The sequence below is a fragment of the Achromobacter sp. GbtcB20 genome, from assembly GCF_019091095.1.
In the GTDB taxonomy this organism is placed as follows: Bacteria; Pseudomonadota; Gammaproteobacteria; order Burkholderiales; family Burkholderiaceae_B; genus Achromobacter; species Achromobacter mucicolens.
This window is the reverse complement of record NZ_JAGXJZ010000002.1, coordinates 440253-455439: the sequence shown is the minus strand read 5'-3', so window position 1 is coordinate 455439 and position 15187 is coordinate 440253. Positions and strand designations below refer to the sequence as shown.

Genomic DNA, 15187 nt, shown 5'->3' with positions numbered 1-15187 from the left:
TTCGTCGAAAGAGAAACGTTCGCAGTTGAGGCTGTCTTTTGCTGGCTGCGACGAATTAGGGAGAAAGCAGATTGATAAGAAACAGACAGGATTTCTGGTCTGGCGTGATGTTCATCGTGGTGGGAGGAGGCTTCGCCTTGCAGGCGACCACGTATTCCATGGGAACCGCGGCGCGCATGGGCCCCGGCTACTTTCCGTTCTGGCTCGGCATCGTGCTGGCGCTGATGGGCGCGACGGTGCTGATGAGCGCCTTGTCCCCCCGCGCCGAAACCACGACCATCGGCCGCTATGACTTTCGCATCCTCTTTCTCGTCGTCGGGTCCGTGTTCCTGTACGGCTTTTCCCTGCGCTATCTCGGGCTGTATCTCTCGGTATTCCTGCTCGTCCTGATCAGCAGCGTTGCCAGCCACGAATTCAACTGGAAGGTCGCCGTCGCCAACGGCCTGTTCCTCGTGGCGTTCTCCTACCTCGCGTTCATTCGCGGGCTGGGTCTCATCTTTCCGCTGTGGCCCAGCGTGCTGACCAACTGAGGTACCGGACATGGAACTGCTTCAAAACCTGATGTTGGGCTTTTCGGTGGCATTCACCCCCGAAAACCTGACCTACGCATTCATTGGCTGCCTGCTGGGCACGCTGGTGGGGGTGCTGCCGGGACTCGGACCCGTGCCGACCATCGCCATGCTGCTGCCCATCACCTACGTGCTGCCGCCCACCGCGGGCCTCATCATGCTGGCCGGCATCTACTACGGCACGCAGTATGGCGGCTCGACCACGGCCATTCTGGTGAACCTGCCGGGCGAGACCTCGGCGGTGGTGACCGTGCTGGATGGGCACCAGATGGCCCGAAACGGGCGGGCCGGGGCCGCGCTATCGCTGGCAGCCATCGGCTCGTTCTTCGCCGGCAGCGTCGCCACCGTGCTGATCGCCGCATTTGCGCCGCCGCTCGCCGAAGTGGCCTTTGCGTTCGGGCCGGCCGAGTACTTCTCGCTGATGGCCCTGGGCCTGATCGGCGCCGTCGTGCTGGCGTCGGGCTCGCTGCCCAAGGCCATCTGCATGATCCTGCTCGGGTTGCTGCTGGGCATGGTCGGCACCGACGTGAACTCGGGCGTTGCGCGCTACGACTTCAGCATTCCCGAACTGCAGGACGGCATCGACTTCGCCATCGTGGCCATGGGCGTGTTCGGCCTGTCGGAAATCATGAGCAACCTGGAACTGAAGGAAAACCGGGTCGAGATCACCGACAAGGTGGGATCGCTGTATCCCAACCGCCAGGAATTCCGCGAGGCCGCGCCTGCCATCGTGCGCGGCACGGCGCTGGGCTCGGCCCTGGGCATCTTGCCGGGCGGCGGTTCGGTGCTGTCGGCGTTCGCGTCCTACACGCTGGAAAAGAAGCTCTCGAAAGAGCCGGAGCGCTTCGGCAAGGGCCACCCGGCTGGTCTGGCCGGTCCCGAATCGGCCAATAACGCCGGCGCGCAGACCTCGTTCATCCCGCTGCTGACCCTGGGCATCCCGGGCAACGCGGTGATGGCGCTGATGGTCGGCGCGATGACCATCCACAACATCCAGCCCGGTCCGCAGGTCATGTCCAGCCACCCCGAGCTGTTCTGGGGGCTGATCGCCTCGATGTGGATCGGCAACCTGATGCTCGTGGTGCTGAACCTGCCGCTGATCGGCATTTGGGTCAAGCTGCTGCGCGTGCCGTATCGCATGCTGTTTCCCGCGATCCTGGTCTTCTGCACGATCGGGGTGTATTCACTGAATTACAACGCCTTCGACATCTTCATGTTCGCCATCTTCGGCATCATCGGCTACGTGTGGAGCAAGCTGGGGTGTGAAGGCGCGCCGCTGCTGCTTGGCCTGGTGCTGGGGCCCATGATGGAAGAAAACTTCCGCCGGGCACTGCTCCTGTCGCGTGGCGAGTTCTCCACCTTTGTCACGCGCCCGCTGTCGGCCACGCTGCTCGCGCTTGCCGCGATCCTGCTGGTGCTGGTGGCATTGCCCGCGCTGCGCAAGAAGCGCGAAGAAGCCTTCGTCGAGGTCGACTGACTTTTTTTGGATCCGGTTGGCTCCGGGTCTGGTTCGGCACAAGCCGGCCAGACCCTTTTTTTTATTGCCTGGCCACCAGGTTCTTCAGGCCGTACAGGCGTTCCCGATGCAGGGTTGCCGTCAACGGCTCCGGGTCGCGGCCCAGCGCGACATAGTCGGCCGGAATCTGCGCGATCGCATCCTGCATGTTTTCGGACCCCGCATGCCACCACTGCACCAGCATCCGGTCCGGGTTGTAGACGTCCAGGCCCTGGCGGCGCAGCTCGGAACGGTTGAAGTCCTTCAGATTCCACGTCAGCACCTGGACTGTCGGCGTCTGCGGCAGCCCGCAGCGCGCGCGCCGCGCCAGTCCGGCCGCGATCACATGGAAATCCTTGGGGTCGCTATAGCGCAACGACGCCTCATAGACCTGCGTGTCGGATTCCAGGGCCGCCGGAAACCGCGCGTTCATGTCCGCCCAGAAATCGGCCATCACCTCGGGCGGAATATCCCAGATCCGGCAGGCGTTGCGGCGCCATTCCTCGCCAATGCGCTCGGTCCACACGGGCTGAAACACACCGGCCTCGGCCAGCCGCAGCAATAGCCGGCGCAGGATGCCAGACATGAGGACGCAGGCGTCCAGGACGATGAACGGGGGAGAAGGAGGGGGCAGGCTCAAGATCGGTACGGCCGCGGGTCCGGAAAACGCGCACACGCTGCGCGCCGCGGACGCCCGGGCGGGCGGAAAAATGGAAGGCGAGGCAGAAGGATAGTGTTTTTTTGGACGCGCTGCCGGGCGGGGCAAGACGTGCGCGCTCAACCCAGCGGCGTGGCCGTCAGCTGTTCCGCCGGAAACGGCACCAGCATTTCGCGGCTTCGCTCCGTTGCGGCGGTCAGCCAGTCGCCGTATGCGCCCTCAGGCAGGATCACCACCATGCGCTTTTCCGTGCCGGGTTGGTGGTAGCGGCTGAACAGGGGATCGAGGTCGGCGTTGATGGTGAGCATGGTGTAGGTCTCGTGCCATTGCCCCGCCGCATCGCGATACCGGTCCCAAAGCCCCGCGATGCCCATGGGCTTGCCGTCGGCGCGGGTGAAGCGGGTGGCCACGGCCTTGCCGGAGGTCCAGTCGGGTTCGAAGATCGCGTCGGCGGGGATGATGCAGCGTTGCGCGCGGCGCCAGGCGTTGCCGAAGGTGTAGGACGCGGCGGCCGTCTCAGCGCGGGCGTTGAAGGTCGACAGCTTGCTGGCGCGGTCCAGGCCGCCCGTGCGGGTCATGGCGCTGATCAAGCCCCAGCGGCCGGTGACCGCCTCGCGTTCCGGGACCGCATCGTCGCCCGCGTCGTGTTCGGGCGGGCGGCGCACGAACAGCCCTTCGTAACGAGGCCACATGTCGTACTTGCCGATGGCGGCGGGTTTGCGGCGCACGCCGAACTTCTGCAGCAGCAGTTCGGCGTCTTTCAGCGTCTGATAGTGCGAACACATGGACGGCTCCCGGTGTAACGGGCGGCGCGCTGGGAGCGCGTCTCGAAGTCCAAGCTTGCCGCGCCGGTGCGCGGTTTGTCCAGTGCGGGGGTGATGCGAGGGGTGGTGCCCGAGACCGGAATCGAACCGGTACGGCCGCGAGGCCGAGGGATTTTCTTACCACTTCGGCTTTCGCCGCCAGCACAGGCTTGCTGTTCGTGGTCTGGAGCACGCCTTCACCATAGCCTTGCCGGCCTTAGGTGCCCGCCGTCTGCTCTCTACACCTTCCCCGGTTGGCCACCGGGGCTTGGCTCGGCATTAGCGCGGACGGGGTCCAGGGCCTTCACCGAGTTTGACGGGCTACACCTTTGGAGTTTCCTCCAAAGGGCTCAAATTTGTTCAAGTCCCTTGTGTCTACCAATTTCACCACTCGGGCGATGCGCGGTCCGCGTGGAGCCGGCAGCGGGCGAGACTATACCATCTAGACCGCATGGCCGCGCGCGCGGCGGCGAATTGTTGCCGCGGCCACGCGCGGGTAAACCCCGATCCCTGCGGGCCCGGACTCCGGACGACACTTTGCGCCATGAAACCCAGTCCGCCCGCCCCGCCGTCCCGCGACATCGACCCCGTTTCCCTGCGCCTGTTCCTGGCGGCCTTGGAAGAGGGCAGCCTGGCGCGCGCCGCCGCCCGTGAAAACATCGTGCCGTCCGCAGTCAGCAAGCGCATGTCGGAGATGGAGGACGCGTTTGGCGTGCCGCTGCTCGAGCGCGGCGTGAAGGGCGTGCAGCCGACGCCGGCGGGCGATGCGCTGGCCGCGCACGTGCGCCGCGTGCTGGAAGACATGGACCGCATGCACCGCGACATGGCGGGATTCGCGACCGGGGTGCGCGGGCATATCCGGCTGGCGGTCAGTTTCGCGGCACTGTCGGGTGACCTGCCGGCGCAAATCCAGTCTTTTCGCCGCGCGAACCCGCAGATCGACATTTCGTTGGAAGAGGACACCACGCAGACGGCCTTTCGTGCCGTGCTGGAAGGGCAGGCGGACGTGGCGGCGGGATCGGACTTCGGCCACGACGGTCTGCAGGTATTTCCCTTTGGCCATTGCGAACTGGCGGCGGTGGTGCCCGGGCGGCACCTGCTGGCCGATCGCGAGACGCTGGGGTACGCGCAATTGCTGCCGTTCGAATTGATCGAGCTGAACCGGGACAACGGCATCAGCAGCGTGTTCGACCAGGCCGCGCGCGACGCGGGCGTGTCGCGCCGCATCAGCGCGCGGGTCAGTTCGCACGAGACCATCTGCCTGCTGGTGGCGCGCGGCATGGGCGTGGCCGTGGTGCCGCATTACCTGAAGGCGCGGCTGGCGCACCTGGACATCCGATTCATTCCGCTGGAGGGGCCCTGGTCCAGCACGCCGCTGTGTGTCGCGGTGCGGGATCCAGACGCCTTGTCGCCGGCCGCCCGTGCGCTGCTGGCGCATCTGGGCGTGCTGGGCAGCTGACGGGCGTCTCAGGGGTAACCCGGACGTTCCCAATCGAGAATGCCCCCGTGCTGAAAGACCGCTACCCGTCCTTCTCGCCCGCCCGCGATCATGCAGGCATGCGGGCGGCGGCGGGCGCGTTTCCCTGGCCGCGGCCGCGCTTCCATCGAACAGGCTGGCAAGAGGAACCCGAGATGACAGCAGCACCGGCTTCACCCTTCATGGACAGCACCGAACTGCCCCTGCGCGGCATCAAGGTCCTGGAACTGTCCCACATGATCATGGGGCCGGCCGCCGGCCTGTCGCTGGCGGACCTGGGCGCCGACGTCATCAAGGTGGAACCCATCGATGGCGACCGCACGCGCCGCTTGAAGGGATCCGGCAGCGGCTACTTTCCTGTCTTCAACCGCAACAAGCAGAGCCTGGCGATCGACTTGAAGTCGCCGGAGGGGCAGGAGGTCGTGCGCAAGCTGGCGCTTCAGACCGACATGATCGTGGAGAACTTCCGCGACGGCAGCCTGGCGCAGTACGGCCTGGATTATGAATCGCTGTCGGCCGAGAACCCGGGGCTGATCTATGTGTCGCTCAAGGGCTTTCTGTCCGGTCCCTACAAGCACCGCACGGCGCTGGACGAGGTGGTGCAGATGATGGGCGGGCTGGCCTACATCAACGGCGGCGCGGACACGCCGCAACGGGTGGCGGCGTCGGTCAACGACATCCTGGGCGGCACGTTCGGGGTGGTGGGCGCACTGGCCGCGCTGCACGACCGCCACGCGACGGGCCGCGGACGCCATGTCCGGTCCGGGCTCTTTGAAAACAATCTTCTGCTCGTTGCGCAGTTCATCGCGCAGTTCCAGCTGACGGGCACGGCGCCCAAACCCATGGGCGCGGAGCGCAAGCCGCCATGGGGCGTGTACGACGTCTTCGAGACGGCGGATGGCCGCGTGTTCGTCGCGGTGGTGGGCGATGCGCAATGGCGCAACTTCGCGCAGAAATTCCTGCCGCCCGAGTGGGCCGCGGACCCGCGCCTGGCGACCGCCGTCGATCGCGAAGCCGCGCGGTCGTGGCTGGTGCCGGGCGTGGGCGAGATCCTGAAGGCCTGGAAGACCGACGACCTGTGCGCCGCGCTGGAAGAGGCCAACCTGTCGTATGGCCCGATCCGCCAGCCGCACGACCTGCTCGACGATGCGCACTTGAACGCTGGCGGGGCGCTCTTGAAAACGCGGCTGCCGGACGGCGGCGAAATCTCGGCCGCCGCGCTGCCCATCGAGTTCGACGGCCGCAAGGCGGGCAAGCGGTTCGATCCACCCACGCAGGGCGCGCAGACTCACGCGATTCTGCAGGGCCTGGGGCTGGATGCCGCGCGCATCGACGCGTTGCGCGCTTCGGGAGTGATTGCATGAACGACGGGCAGTAGCGCCCGATCCCTGTCGAGGCGGCGCCAGACCGCCAAGACATCCATCAAAGAGGAGACAACCATGATCCGCAAACTCGTTGCGCTGGCCGCATTGGCCGTGGCATGTGCTGCAAACGCGCAGGACTATCCCAGCAAGCCCATCCGCATCATCATCCCGTCCACGCCAGGCGGCGGCACCGACTACATCGGCCGCCTGATGAGCACCAAGCTGCACGAGCTGAACGGCTGGGCGGTGGTGCCCGAGAACAAACCTGGTGCTGGCACCGCGCTGGGCCTGGCGGAAGCCGCGCGGTCGCCCGCGCAGGGCTATGACCTGGTGATCGGTCAGTCCGACAACGTCACGCTGATTCCGCTGCTGATGAAAGTGGCCTACGACCCCGTCAAGGACCTGACGCCCGTGGCGCTGGTGGCCACCACGCCGATGGTGCTGCTGGTGGCCGAGGGATCGCCCTACAAGACGTTGCCCGAGGTGATCGAGGCGGCCAGGAAGGAACCCAACAAGATCTCGTATGGCACGTCGGGCACGGGCGGCGGCGTGCACATCGCCATGGAGATGCTGCAGCACGAAGCCGGCTTCAAGATGCAGCACGTGCCCTACAAAGGGTCCGCCCCGGCGTTGGCCGACCTGATGGGCGGCCATTTGCAGTTCGCGGGTTCGTCGATTTCCTCGGCGGCCACGCTGATCAAGTCCGGCAAGGTGCGCGCGCTGGCGGTGACTTCACCCAAGCGCAATCCCGCCTTGCCCGACGTGCCGACCGTGGCCGAGCTGGGATACAAGGACTTCAGCGTGGTGACCTACTACGGCGTGCTTGCCCCAGCCAAGACGCCGGACGCCATCGTGGCTCGCTTGAACACCGACTTCAACAAGCTGCTTGCCCGGCAGGACGTGAAGGACGCGCTGGCGGCACAGGGACTGGAGACCGATCCGGTGTCCAGCGCGCAGTTTGCGGCGCTGATCCAGTCGGACATCGGCAAGGCGCGGCAAACCATCAAGAGCGCCGGCATCGTCATTCAGCAATAGGATCACGGGAACCCATATGAACCAGGAAGTCAGGCTTTGCGAGGTCGGGCCGCGCGACGGACTGCAGATGGCCAACGGCATGATGGCGGGCGCCGACAAGCTGCGCTGGATCCGGCAGTTGGCCGACGCCGGCCTGCGAGAGATCGAGGTGGGCAGCTTCGTGTCGCCGCGCCTCGTGCCGCAGATGGCGGACACCGGCGACATCCTGCCCGAGGTCCTGAAGATCGACGGGCTGACCGTGTGCGCGCTGGCCTGCAACCTGAAGGGCGCGATCGCGGCATATGAGGCGGGCGCGCATGTGCTGGCGTTTCCGGTGTCGGTCAGCGACACGCATAGCCGCGCCAACGTCGGCAAAGGCACCGACGCGCAGGTCGACATGCTGGCCGCCATCGTCGACTGGGTTCGCGCACAGGCGCGGCCCATGCGCATCGATGCGGCCGTTGCCACGGCGTTCGGTTGTTCGATGGAAGGAGAGGTGCCCGTGCGGCGCGTGGCCGACGTCGCGCAAGCGGTGGCGAGCGCCGGCGCCGACGAAATCGCCCTGGCCGATACCGTGGGCTATGCCCACCCCGGACGGGTGCGCGAGGCGGTGCGGGCCGCGCAGGACGCGGTGGGGGCACGGCTGACCAAGCTGCATCTGCACGACACGATGGGGTTGGGCCTGGCCAACGCGCTGGCGGGGTTGGACGAGGGCATCCGCGCCTTCGATTCCTGCCTGGGCGGGCTGGGCGGATGCCCGTTCGCGCCGGGGGCTTCGGGCAACATCGTCACGGAAGATCTGGTGTTCATGCTGGAAAGCATGGGCTTTCGGACCGGTGTCGACCTGTCCCGCCTGCTGGCGGCGCGCCCGCTCCTGGCCGATTCACTGCCGCAGGAAAGACTGCGCAGCGGCGTGGCCGCCGCCGGCATTCCCAAGACCTACGCGGCCGCGTAGCTCAGCGATACACCAGAACTGGAAGCGTGCTGTGCGCCAGCACCTTCTGGGTCTGGCTGCCCAGCAGCAGCGCGGCCATGCCGCCGCGGCCGTGCGAGGACATGGCGATCAGGTCGCAATTGCGCGTCATGGCCACGTCCACGATCACCTGGTAGGGCGATTCGCTTTCGCGCATTTCCGTGACGCAGGCCACCCCCGCGGTGCTGGCCTTGCCGGCTGCTTCGGACAAATAGGAGCTGGCCAGTTCGCGCGCCTGGTTTTCGTAGACGCCGCGCATGCCCTCGAGCTGCACGGTTTCCATGGAAGGCATCTGGAAAGGGCTGTACACGGTCAGGACCGTGACGCTGGCGCCCAACTCACGAGCAAGCGCAAGCGCCTGCTCCAGACCGGAATTGGCCAGGCTGGATCCGTCGATGGGGATGAGTATGTGCTTGTACATGGCAACCTCCAGGGGGAATCTCCCGTCCATGGTACGCCCGAAGGGGACGGTTGCCGTTGATTCTGGCGGAAGCGGTGAGATTCGAACTCACGAACGGTTGCCCGTTGCCGGTTTTCAAGACCGGTGCAATCGACCACTCTGCCACGCTTCCGGGGGGGGGCTTGCCTGGGTGGCCACCCAGGTATCGCGGCCGCCAGGCAAACATTCTGCCCGATCGAAGCCACGATATGCCGCAAAGGGCGCAATAATAATCCATTTGCTGCAAAGGAGGCACGCGATGCACGCTGTTGAAATCACCCGCCCCGGCGGCCCCGAGGTTCTCGTCCCCGTGGAACGTCCCACGCCCGAGGCCGGCGCCGGCGAAGTTCTCATCAAAGTGACCGCTGCGGGCATCAACCGCCCCGACGTGTTCCAGCGCAAGGGCAACTATGCCCCGCCGCGTGGCGCGTCCGATCTGCCGGGCCTGGAAGTCGCCGGCGAGATCGTCGGCGGCGACGTGGCTGGCAGCGGTTTTGCCGTGGGCGACAAGGTCTGCGCCCTGGTGGCCGGCGGCGGCTATGCCGAATACTGCGTTGCGCCCGTGGCGCAGTGCCTGCCGATTCCCAAGGGCTTGTCCGACATCGAGGCCGCGGGCCTGCCCGAGACGTATTTCACGGTGTGGAGCAACGTGTTCGACCGCGGCCGCCTGTCCGAGGGCGAGGCGCTGCTGGTTCACGGCGGCGCGAGCGGCATCGGCACCACGGCCATCCAGCTGGCGCGTGCAATGGGGCATAAGGTGTATGCGACCGTCGGCAGCGATGATCGCGCACGCGCCGTCGAGGCGTTGGGCGCCGACAAGGGCATCAACTACAAGACGCAGGATTTCGTGAAGGAAGTGCTGGACGCCACCGGCGGACGCGGCGTGGACGTGATCCTGGACATGGTGGCCGGCGACTATATCGCCCGCGACATGCAGTGCCTGGCCGATGACGGCCGCATCGTCATCATTGCGCAGCTTGGCGGCTCGCACGCCAATGTGGATGCCGCCCAGGTCATGCGCCGCCGCCTGACCATTACCGGCTCGACCTTGCGTCCCCGTCCGGTGGCCTTCAAGGGCGCCATCGCGCGTGCCCTGCGCGAGCACGCCTGGCCGTTGTTGGAAAAAGGGGCCATCAAGCCCATCGTCCATGCCACCTTCCCGCTGGCCGAGGCCTCCAAGGCGCACGCCATGATGGAAGGCGGGGAAAACATCGGCAAAATCATCCTGACCATGTAAGAAACGCGCGGCGTTCGGCGTATCGCCGCGCAACAGGATACAATCTCGGGTTTCGCCTGGAATTTTTTCCAGGCAGGCCCGTGGGCGGTTGCTGCACAAAGCCCCTGTAACAGGTCCTCCCACCTCAGACCCAATCGTCAGACAAATTCGCCATGACTTCAGTCGAAAATCGCGCCCGCCTCGTGCTGGGCAACTGGAAGATGCACGGCAATCTCGCCGAGAACGCCGCGTTGTTGACCGAGCTTCGTGCCGCGGATGCGGCGGGCCACTGCGAAATCGGCATCTGCGTTCCGTTTCCCTACCTGGCGCAGGCCGCGTCGGCCCTCACCGGCAGCAGCGTGTCCTGGGGCGCGCAAGACGTCAGCGCGCACGACAAGGGTGCGTACACGGGTGAAGTCTCCGGTTCGATGCTGAAAGAGTTCGGCTGCCGCTGGGCGCTGGCCGGCCATTCTGAGCGCCGCGTCCTGCACGGCGAAACCGACGAGATCGTGGCCGCCAAGGCGAAGGCGGCGCTGGCCGCCGGCCTGACGCCCGTGGTCTGCGTGGGCGAATCCCTGGCTGACCGCGAAGCCGGCAACACGCTGGCCGTGATCGAACGGCAGCTCAAGCCCGTGCTGGCGCTGGGCGCCGACGCCGTCTCGCGCATGGTTCTCGCCTACGAACCCGTCTGGGCCATCGGCACCGGCCGCACGGCCTCGCCGGAGCAGGCCCAGGAAGTCCATGGCGCCATCCGCGCCGCCCTGCGCGCGCTCGGCGCTGCGCAGGTTCAGGTGTTGTACGGCGGCAGCGTCAAGGCCGCCAACGCCTCCAGTTTGTTCGCCATGACTGATATCGACGGAGCCCTGGTCGGCGGCGCGTCGCTCGTGGCCGAAGAGTTTTTGCGAATTGCCGCCATCTAAGTTTCCGTTCCGGAGTCTGTAATGCCCCTGATGCTCAAAATTCTGCTGGCCGTCCAAGTGATCTCGGCGCTGGCTATCATCGTCCTGGTCCTGCTTCAGCAGGGCAAAGGCGCCGACATGGGCTCCGCTTTCGGTAGCGGCTCGTCGGGCAGCCTGTTCGGCGCCACTGGCGCGGCGAACTTCCTGTCGCGCGCCACCAAGTGGTCCGCGGTCGTGTTCTTTGCCTCCACCGCTGGCCTGGCTTACTTCAGCCACAAGGGCACCAGCGGTCCCGCCGTGGATTCCGGCGTGATGCAAAGCTTCCCGGCCGACCGTTCGGTCCCGCAGGCCCCGGGCTCCTCGGTGCCCGCCACGCCGGGCGCATCGTCCGTGCCGGGCGCGTCGTCGGTGCCTGCCACCCCGGCTCCCGCCACGCCCGACGCCTCCGTGCCCGCGGCCCCGGCCACGCCGGCTGCGCCTGCCGCTGAAAAGCCGGCGCAAGCCCCCGCCGCTCCGGCAAAGTAAGGGACTGCAGCAGAAAGGCCGGCGCAAGCCGGCTTTTTTTATGCTTGCGATATTGAAGCGATCCGCGTGGGGAAACCATGGAAAAGCGATTGATGCCGTCGATGATGGCGCTCCAGTGTTTCGAGGCGGTGGCGCGGCACATGAGCGTCACGCGTGCCGCCGAAGAGCTGCACATGACGCAAAGCGCGATCAGCAAACAGATTGCGCAGCTTGAGGCGTTGCTGCGCAATCCGCTCTTCCTGCGCGTGCGCCGCCGGCTGCAACTGACGCCGGCCGGCGCGCTGTACCAATCCGAGGTCAGGACCATCCTGAACCAGGTGGACATGTCCTCGCGGTACATCCTGACCTACGGCAGTGAAACGCAGGTGCTGACGATCGGCACCCAGCCCACCTTCGGCTCGCGCTGGCTCATCCCGCGGCTGCAGCGCTTCATGGCCGCGCATCCGGACATCCAGGTCAAGGTGCGCAGCGAAACCCGCCCGTTCGACCTGATGCAGGCCAAGATCGACATCTCGTTCTTCTTTGGCCACGGCACGTTGCCCGGCGCGCAGTGCCTGGAACTCTTCGAGGCCGACGTCGTGCCGGTGTGCGCGCCCGGTTTCCTGCGCGGCGGCCGGATTGCCAACCTGGACGAACTGAGCCAACAGACGTTGATCCAGTGCGCGTCGCGTCCCGAGGCGTGGCACGACTACTTCTCGCATCAGCAGTATCAGTCGGACAGCAGCTATCACGGTCCGCGGTTCGACACGTTCTACATGTGCGTGCGGGCGGCCGAGGGCGGCTGCGGCATCGCGCTGACGCCGCGTCTGCTGGCCGAGGAAGAGCTGCAAGCCGGCAAGCTGGTCATCCCATGGGGCTATGTGCAGCCCAGTGACGGCGCGTACTTTGTGGCGTATTCCGAACACTCCGCCGAGGTGCCCAAAATCAAGCAGTTCGTCGCGTGGGTGCGCGACGAGGCGCGCCAGCAGGAGGCGCGGGGCGGCACGCGCGGGCAGTCCATGAAAAAACGGACTGATTAAGCCGATTTTTTTCATTTGATCGAGCCCCGGCGGGCGTGATCTCATGCGGGCCATCCTTGTTTACCGATGTGCCGAGCCCGCCATGAGTCAGAATTTCGTCAATCCCGATCAGATCCGCGCCTGGTTTTCGCGCGCCATGTCCGACATGTACAAGCAGGAAGTCCCGCTGTACGACACCCTGCTGGATCTTGTAGCGCAGGTCAATGCGCGGACGATGTCCGAGCAGCCGGAACTGGCCGCGCAACTGGCGCGCACCGGCGAGATCGAACGCCTGGACATCGAACGCCACGGCGCGATCCGCGTCGGTACGCCCGAGGAACTGGCGAACATGCGCCGCGTGTTTGCCGTGATGGGCATGCAGCCGGTCGGCTACTACGATCTGTCGCCTGCGGGCGTGCCCGTGCATTCGACGGCCTTTCGCGCCACGCACGAGGCAGCGCTGCAGGCCAGCCCGTTCCGCGTTTTCACGTCGCTGCTGCGCCTGGAACTGATCGATGACGTGGCGCTGCGCGAGAAGGCCGCCCGCATCCTGGCGGCGCGCCAGATCTTCACGGACCGCGCGCTGGCGCTGACCGCCCGCTTCGAGGCGGAAGGCGGCCTCACCGAGGCCGACGCCCGCGAGTTTGTCGCCGAGGCGCTGCATACGTTCCGCTGGCACAGCGAGTCCACGGTCAGCCTGGACGACTACCGCGAGCTGCACGGCCAGCATCGCCTGATCGCCGACGTGGTGGCGTTCAAGGGCCCGCACATCAATCACCTGACTCCGCGCACGCTGGACATCGACGAAGCGCAGGCCGAGATGCCGCGGCGCGGCGTGTCGGCCAAGGCCGTCATCGAAGGCCCGCCGCCGCGCAAGTGCCCGATCCTGCTGCGTCAGACCAGCTTCAAGGCGCTGGAAGAGCCCGTGCGTTTTGCGGGCGCCGACGGCGCCAGTGCGGTGGGCAGCCACACGGCCCGCTTTGGCGAGATCGAGCAGCGTGGCGTGGCGTTGACCCGCAAGGGCCGTGCGCTGTACGACCAGCTGCTGGATCTGGCCCGCAGCCGCATCAGCGGCGCACCCAACGAAGGCAACGCGGCCGCCTACATGCAGAACCTGCAGGATTGCTTTGCGGCATTTCCCGACAACTACGCGGCGTTGCATGACCAGGGGCTGGCGTACTTCCGATACTTCCTGACGGGCAAGGCCGGCACGCCGGAGACGTCCGAACTGTCCGCCTTGATCGACGCGGGGTTCATCCAATACGAACCGCTGGTGTACGAAGACTTCCTGCCGGTCAGCGCGGCCGGCATCTTCCAGTCGAACCTGGGCGACAAGGCGCAGGCCGAGTACGCGCAGAATGCGAGCCAGACGGCATTTGAAGCCGCGCTGGGCGCCCGCGTGCTGGATGAGCTGGCGCTTTACGACGACACGCAGGCGCGCTCGCTCGAGGCCTGCCTGCAGGCGCTCGCCGCGCCCGTGGACGCATGAGCCGGCTGGATCGCTGCCTGTCGGTGGGTGACTTCGAACGCGAGGCGCGGCGCATCATGCCGCGCTGCGTCGAAGGCTACATCTGCGGCGGCACGGAAGACGGCGCGTCGCTGGCCGAGAGCGTGCGTGCCCCGCGCGACATCGGCTTTCGGCCGCGCGGGCTGCGCGTGGTGGACCAGCGCAGCAGCCAGGTCAGCCTGTTTGGCCAGGATTACGCCATGCCGGTGGGCTTCGCGCCGACCGGCTTCTCGGCCATCGTCATGCACGAATGCGATCTGGCGCTGGCGCGCGAGGCCCAGGAGGCACGGATTCCGTTCATCATCAGCGGCGCCTCCAGCGTGCCGCTCGAACGCCTGCAGGCGGCGACCGGCAACCGCTGCTGGTACCAGGCCTATCTGCCGGGCAACATCGATCGCATCGGCAAGCTGCTGGCGCGGCTGCGTGCGGCCAGCATCCCCGTGCTGGTGGTCACCATCGACACCTGCGTGGGCGCCAACCGCGAGAACCTGCAACGGCTGGCCTTCACCGTCCCGTTCAAGATGAGCGGCCGCGTCGTGCTGGACGGCATGCTGCATCCGCGCTGGACGCTGAACGTCTTCATGCGCACGCTGCTGGGCAGCGGGGTGCCCCGGTTTTCGAATCTGTACGAAGAGATCGGCCCACCCATCACGCAGGACCCGCCCAACGGTTTTCGCGGCGAGCGCGACAAGCTGTCGTGGGAACACATCCGCTGGATCCGCGAGAACTGGCCGGGCAAGCTGGTGCTCAAGGGCGTCATGCACCCCGACGATGCGCGGATGGCGCATGCGGCGGGCGCGGACGGCGTGATCGTGTCGAACCACGGCGGCCGCCAGCTCGACGGCTGCATTTCGCCGCTGCAGGCATTGCACGATGTCGTGGCCGCGGTGCCCGAAGGCTATCCCGTGATGGTCGACGGGGGCTTCCGGCGCGGCGCCGACGTGCTCAAGGCCGTGGCCCTGGGCGCGCGCATGGTGTTCACCGGCCGCCCGCAGCTCTTTGGAGCGGCGGTGGCGGGCGCCGCCGGCATCCGCAAGGTGGCGCGGATCTTTCACAGCGAGATTTCCACGAACATGGCGCTGCTGGGCTGCGGCACGCTTGCCGACGTCACGCCGGACCTGATCGCGCCGGTGCAACCGGCCGGACCCTGGAGTTCCCGGCCGGCCGTCTGATTCCCACCGGGCCGCCCGGCCCGGACAACAACAAGAAATGGCGCGGCGTAACGTCGCGCCCCACCGCTTTCAACAGGA

The 15187-nt window shown here is 66.7% G+C and carries 15 protein-coding genes and 1 tRNA gene; 12 read left to right on the top strand and 4 right to left on the bottom strand.

All coding sequences use genetic code 11. The features are described from left to right. The first annotated feature begins 107 nt into the window (after nt 1–107). Together KVT32_RS04870 and KVT32_RS04865 are read left to right on the top strand one after the other, a co-directional pair. Complete coding sequence (locus tag KVT32_RS04870) at nt 108–530, top strand: tripartite tricarboxylate transporter TctB family protein (protein WP_056321452.1); 423 nt, start codon at nt 108–110, stop codon at nt 528–530. A gap of 10 nt (nt 531–540) precedes the next feature. Further along, nucleotides 541–2046, top strand: coding sequence for a tripartite tricarboxylate transporter permease (locus tag KVT32_RS04865; RefSeq protein WP_056321454.1), 1506 nt, complete (start codon nt 541–543; stop codon nt 2044–2046). A 61-nt stretch (nt 2047–2107) separates the two neighbouring features. Here the strand turns inward: KVT32_RS04865 and KVT32_RS04860 are convergent, their stop codons facing one another. Next, a complete protein-coding gene (locus tag KVT32_RS04860; protein ID WP_056321457.1) occupies nt 2108–2650 on the bottom strand; it encodes a PIN domain-containing protein in 543 nt (180 codons plus the stop codon). Between the two features lie 191 nt (nt 2651–2841). Then, entirely contained in the window at nt 2842–3507 is a 666-nt protein-coding gene (locus KVT32_RS04855; protein WP_175156792.1) for an SOS response-associated peptidase, read from the bottom strand. A gap of 562 nt (nt 3508–4069) precedes the next feature. On the opposite strand from KVT32_RS04855, the gene KVT32_RS04850 reads away from it, so the two are divergent. The 4 genes from KVT32_RS04850 to KVT32_RS04835 all read left to right on the top strand — a co-directional run bounded on the left by KVT32_RS04850 (nt 4070) and on the right by KVT32_RS04835 (nt 8335). Further along, nucleotides 4070–4984, top strand: coding sequence for a LysR family transcriptional regulator (locus KVT32_RS04850; RefSeq protein WP_056321494.1), 915 nt, complete (start codon nt 4070–4072; stop codon nt 4982–4984). Nucleotides 4985–5157: 173 nt separating this feature from the next. Beyond that, nucleotides 5158–6366: a CaiB/BaiF CoA-transferase family protein gene (locus KVT32_RS04845; RefSeq protein ID WP_152383611.1), complete on the top strand. Its 1209-nt coding sequence runs from the start codon at nt 5158–5160 to the stop codon at nt 6364–6366. A 75-nt stretch (nt 6367–6441) separates the two neighbouring features. After that, entirely contained in the window at nt 6442–7401 is a 960-nt protein-coding gene (locus KVT32_RS04840; protein ID WP_056321498.1) for a tripartite tricarboxylate transporter substrate binding protein, read from the top strand. A 16-nt stretch (nt 7402–7417) separates the two neighbouring features. Further along, the gene (locus KVT32_RS04835) at nt 7418–8335 is read left to right on the top strand and encodes a hydroxymethylglutaryl-CoA lyase (protein WP_175156791.1); all 918 of its coding nucleotides are present in this window, start codon (nt 7418–7420) and stop codon (nt 8333–8335) included. 1 nt (nt 8336) lies between these two features. On the opposite strand, the gene KVT32_RS04830 is transcribed toward KVT32_RS04835, so the two are convergent. Together KVT32_RS04830 and KVT32_RS04825 are read right to left on the bottom strand one after the other, a co-directional pair. Next, nucleotides 8337–8774 (bottom strand): universal stress protein, encoded by a 438-nt coding sequence (locus KVT32_RS04830; protein WP_062840446.1) that lies wholly within the window; start codon nt 8772–8774, stop codon nt 8337–8339. A 63-nt stretch (nt 8775–8837) separates the two neighbouring features. Beyond that, nucleotides 8838–8925, bottom strand: a tRNA-Ser gene (locus tag KVT32_RS04825). Between the two features lie 126 nt (nt 8926–9051). On the opposite strand from KVT32_RS04825, the gene KVT32_RS04820 reads away from it, so the two are divergent. The 6 genes from KVT32_RS04820 to KVT32_RS04795 all read left to right on the top strand — a co-directional run bounded on the left by KVT32_RS04820 (nt 9052) and on the right by KVT32_RS04795 (nt 15109). Further along, complete coding sequence (locus KVT32_RS04820) at nt 9052–10029, top strand: NAD(P)H-quinone oxidoreductase (protein WP_152383613.1); 978 nt, start codon at nt 9052–9054, stop codon at nt 10027–10029. A 152-nt stretch (nt 10030–10181) separates the two neighbouring features. Then, the gene (gene tpiA / locus KVT32_RS04815; RefSeq protein ID WP_175156789.1) at nt 10182–10928 is read left to right on the top strand and encodes a triose-phosphate isomerase; all 747 of its coding nucleotides are present in this window, start codon (nt 10182–10184) and stop codon (nt 10926–10928) included. Between the two features lie 21 nt (nt 10929–10949). After that, entirely contained in the window at nt 10950–11432 is a 483-nt protein-coding gene (secG, locus tag KVT32_RS04810; protein ID WP_108006533.1) for a preprotein translocase subunit SecG, read from the top strand. Between the two features lie 77 nt (nt 11433–11509). Beyond that, on the top strand, nt 11510–12451 hold the full coding sequence (locus KVT32_RS04805; RefSeq protein ID WP_152383614.1) for a LysR substrate-binding domain-containing protein: 942 nt from the start codon (nt 11510–11512) through the stop codon (nt 12449–12451). 82 nt (nt 12452–12533) lie between these two features. Next, nucleotides 12534–13919, top strand: coding sequence for a VOC family protein (locus tag KVT32_RS04800; protein ID WP_152383615.1), 1386 nt, complete (start codon nt 12534–12536; stop codon nt 13917–13919). Further along, nucleotides 13916–15109 (top strand): alpha-hydroxy acid oxidase, encoded by a 1194-nt coding sequence (locus KVT32_RS04795; protein WP_152383616.1) that lies wholly within the window; start codon nt 13916–13918, stop codon nt 15107–15109. The genes KVT32_RS04800 and KVT32_RS04795 overlap by 4 nt, the downstream gene beginning before the upstream one ends. Nucleotides 15110–15187 lie beyond the last annotated feature (78 nt).

What these genes read in the sequence shown, in the direction of transcription:
- KVT32_RS04870 (WP_056321452.1), top strand. Translation starts at nt 108, where the DNA reads ATGTTCATCGTGGTGGGAGGAGGCTTCGCCTTGCAGGCGACCACGTAT.
- secG (WP_108006533.1), top strand. Translation starts at nt 10,950, where the DNA reads ATGCCCCTGATGCTCAAAATTCTGCTGGCCGTCCAAGTGATCTCGGCG.
- KVT32_RS04805 (WP_152383614.1), top strand. Translation starts at nt 11,510, where the DNA reads ATGGAAAAGCGATTGATGCCGTCGATGATGGCGCTCCAGTGTTTCGAG.
- KVT32_RS04830 (WP_062840446.1), bottom strand. Translation starts at nt 8,774, where the DNA reads ATGTACAAGCACATACTCATCCCCATCGACGGATCCAGCCTGGCCAAT.
- KVT32_RS04800 (WP_152383615.1), top strand. Translation starts at nt 12,534, where the DNA reads ATGAGTCAGAATTTCGTCAATCCCGATCAGATCCGCGCCTGGTTTTCG.
- KVT32_RS04855 (WP_175156792.1), bottom strand. Translation starts at nt 3,507, where the DNA reads ATGTGTTCGCACTATCAGACGCTGAAAGACGCCGAACTGCTGCTGCAG.
- KVT32_RS04820 (WP_152383613.1), top strand. Translation starts at nt 9,052, where the DNA reads ATGCACGCTGTTGAAATCACCCGCCCCGGCGGCCCCGAGGTTCTCGTC.
- KVT32_RS04795 (WP_152383616.1), top strand. Translation starts at nt 13,916, where the DNA reads ATGAGCCGGCTGGATCGCTGCCTGTCGGTGGGTGACTTCGAACGCGAG.
- KVT32_RS04850 (WP_056321494.1), top strand. Translation starts at nt 4,070, where the DNA reads ATGAAACCCAGTCCGCCCGCCCCGCCGTCCCGCGACATCGACCCCGTT.
- KVT32_RS04860 (WP_056321457.1), bottom strand. Translation starts at nt 2,650, where the DNA reads ATGTCTGGCATCCTGCGCCGGCTATTGCTGCGGCTGGCCGAGGCCGGT.
- KVT32_RS04845 (WP_152383611.1), top strand. Translation starts at nt 5,158, where the DNA reads ATGACAGCAGCACCGGCTTCACCCTTCATGGACAGCACCGAACTGCCC.
- tpiA (WP_175156789.1), top strand. Translation starts at nt 10,182, where the DNA reads ATGACTTCAGTCGAAAATCGCGCCCGCCTCGTGCTGGGCAACTGGAAG.
- KVT32_RS04865 (WP_056321454.1), top strand. Translation starts at nt 541, where the DNA reads ATGGAACTGCTTCAAAACCTGATGTTGGGCTTTTCGGTGGCATTCACC.
- KVT32_RS04835 (WP_175156791.1), top strand. Translation starts at nt 7,418, where the DNA reads ATGAACCAGGAAGTCAGGCTTTGCGAGGTCGGGCCGCGCGACGGACTG.
- KVT32_RS04840 (WP_056321498.1), top strand. Translation starts at nt 6,442, where the DNA reads ATGATCCGCAAACTCGTTGCGCTGGCCGCATTGGCCGTGGCATGTGCT.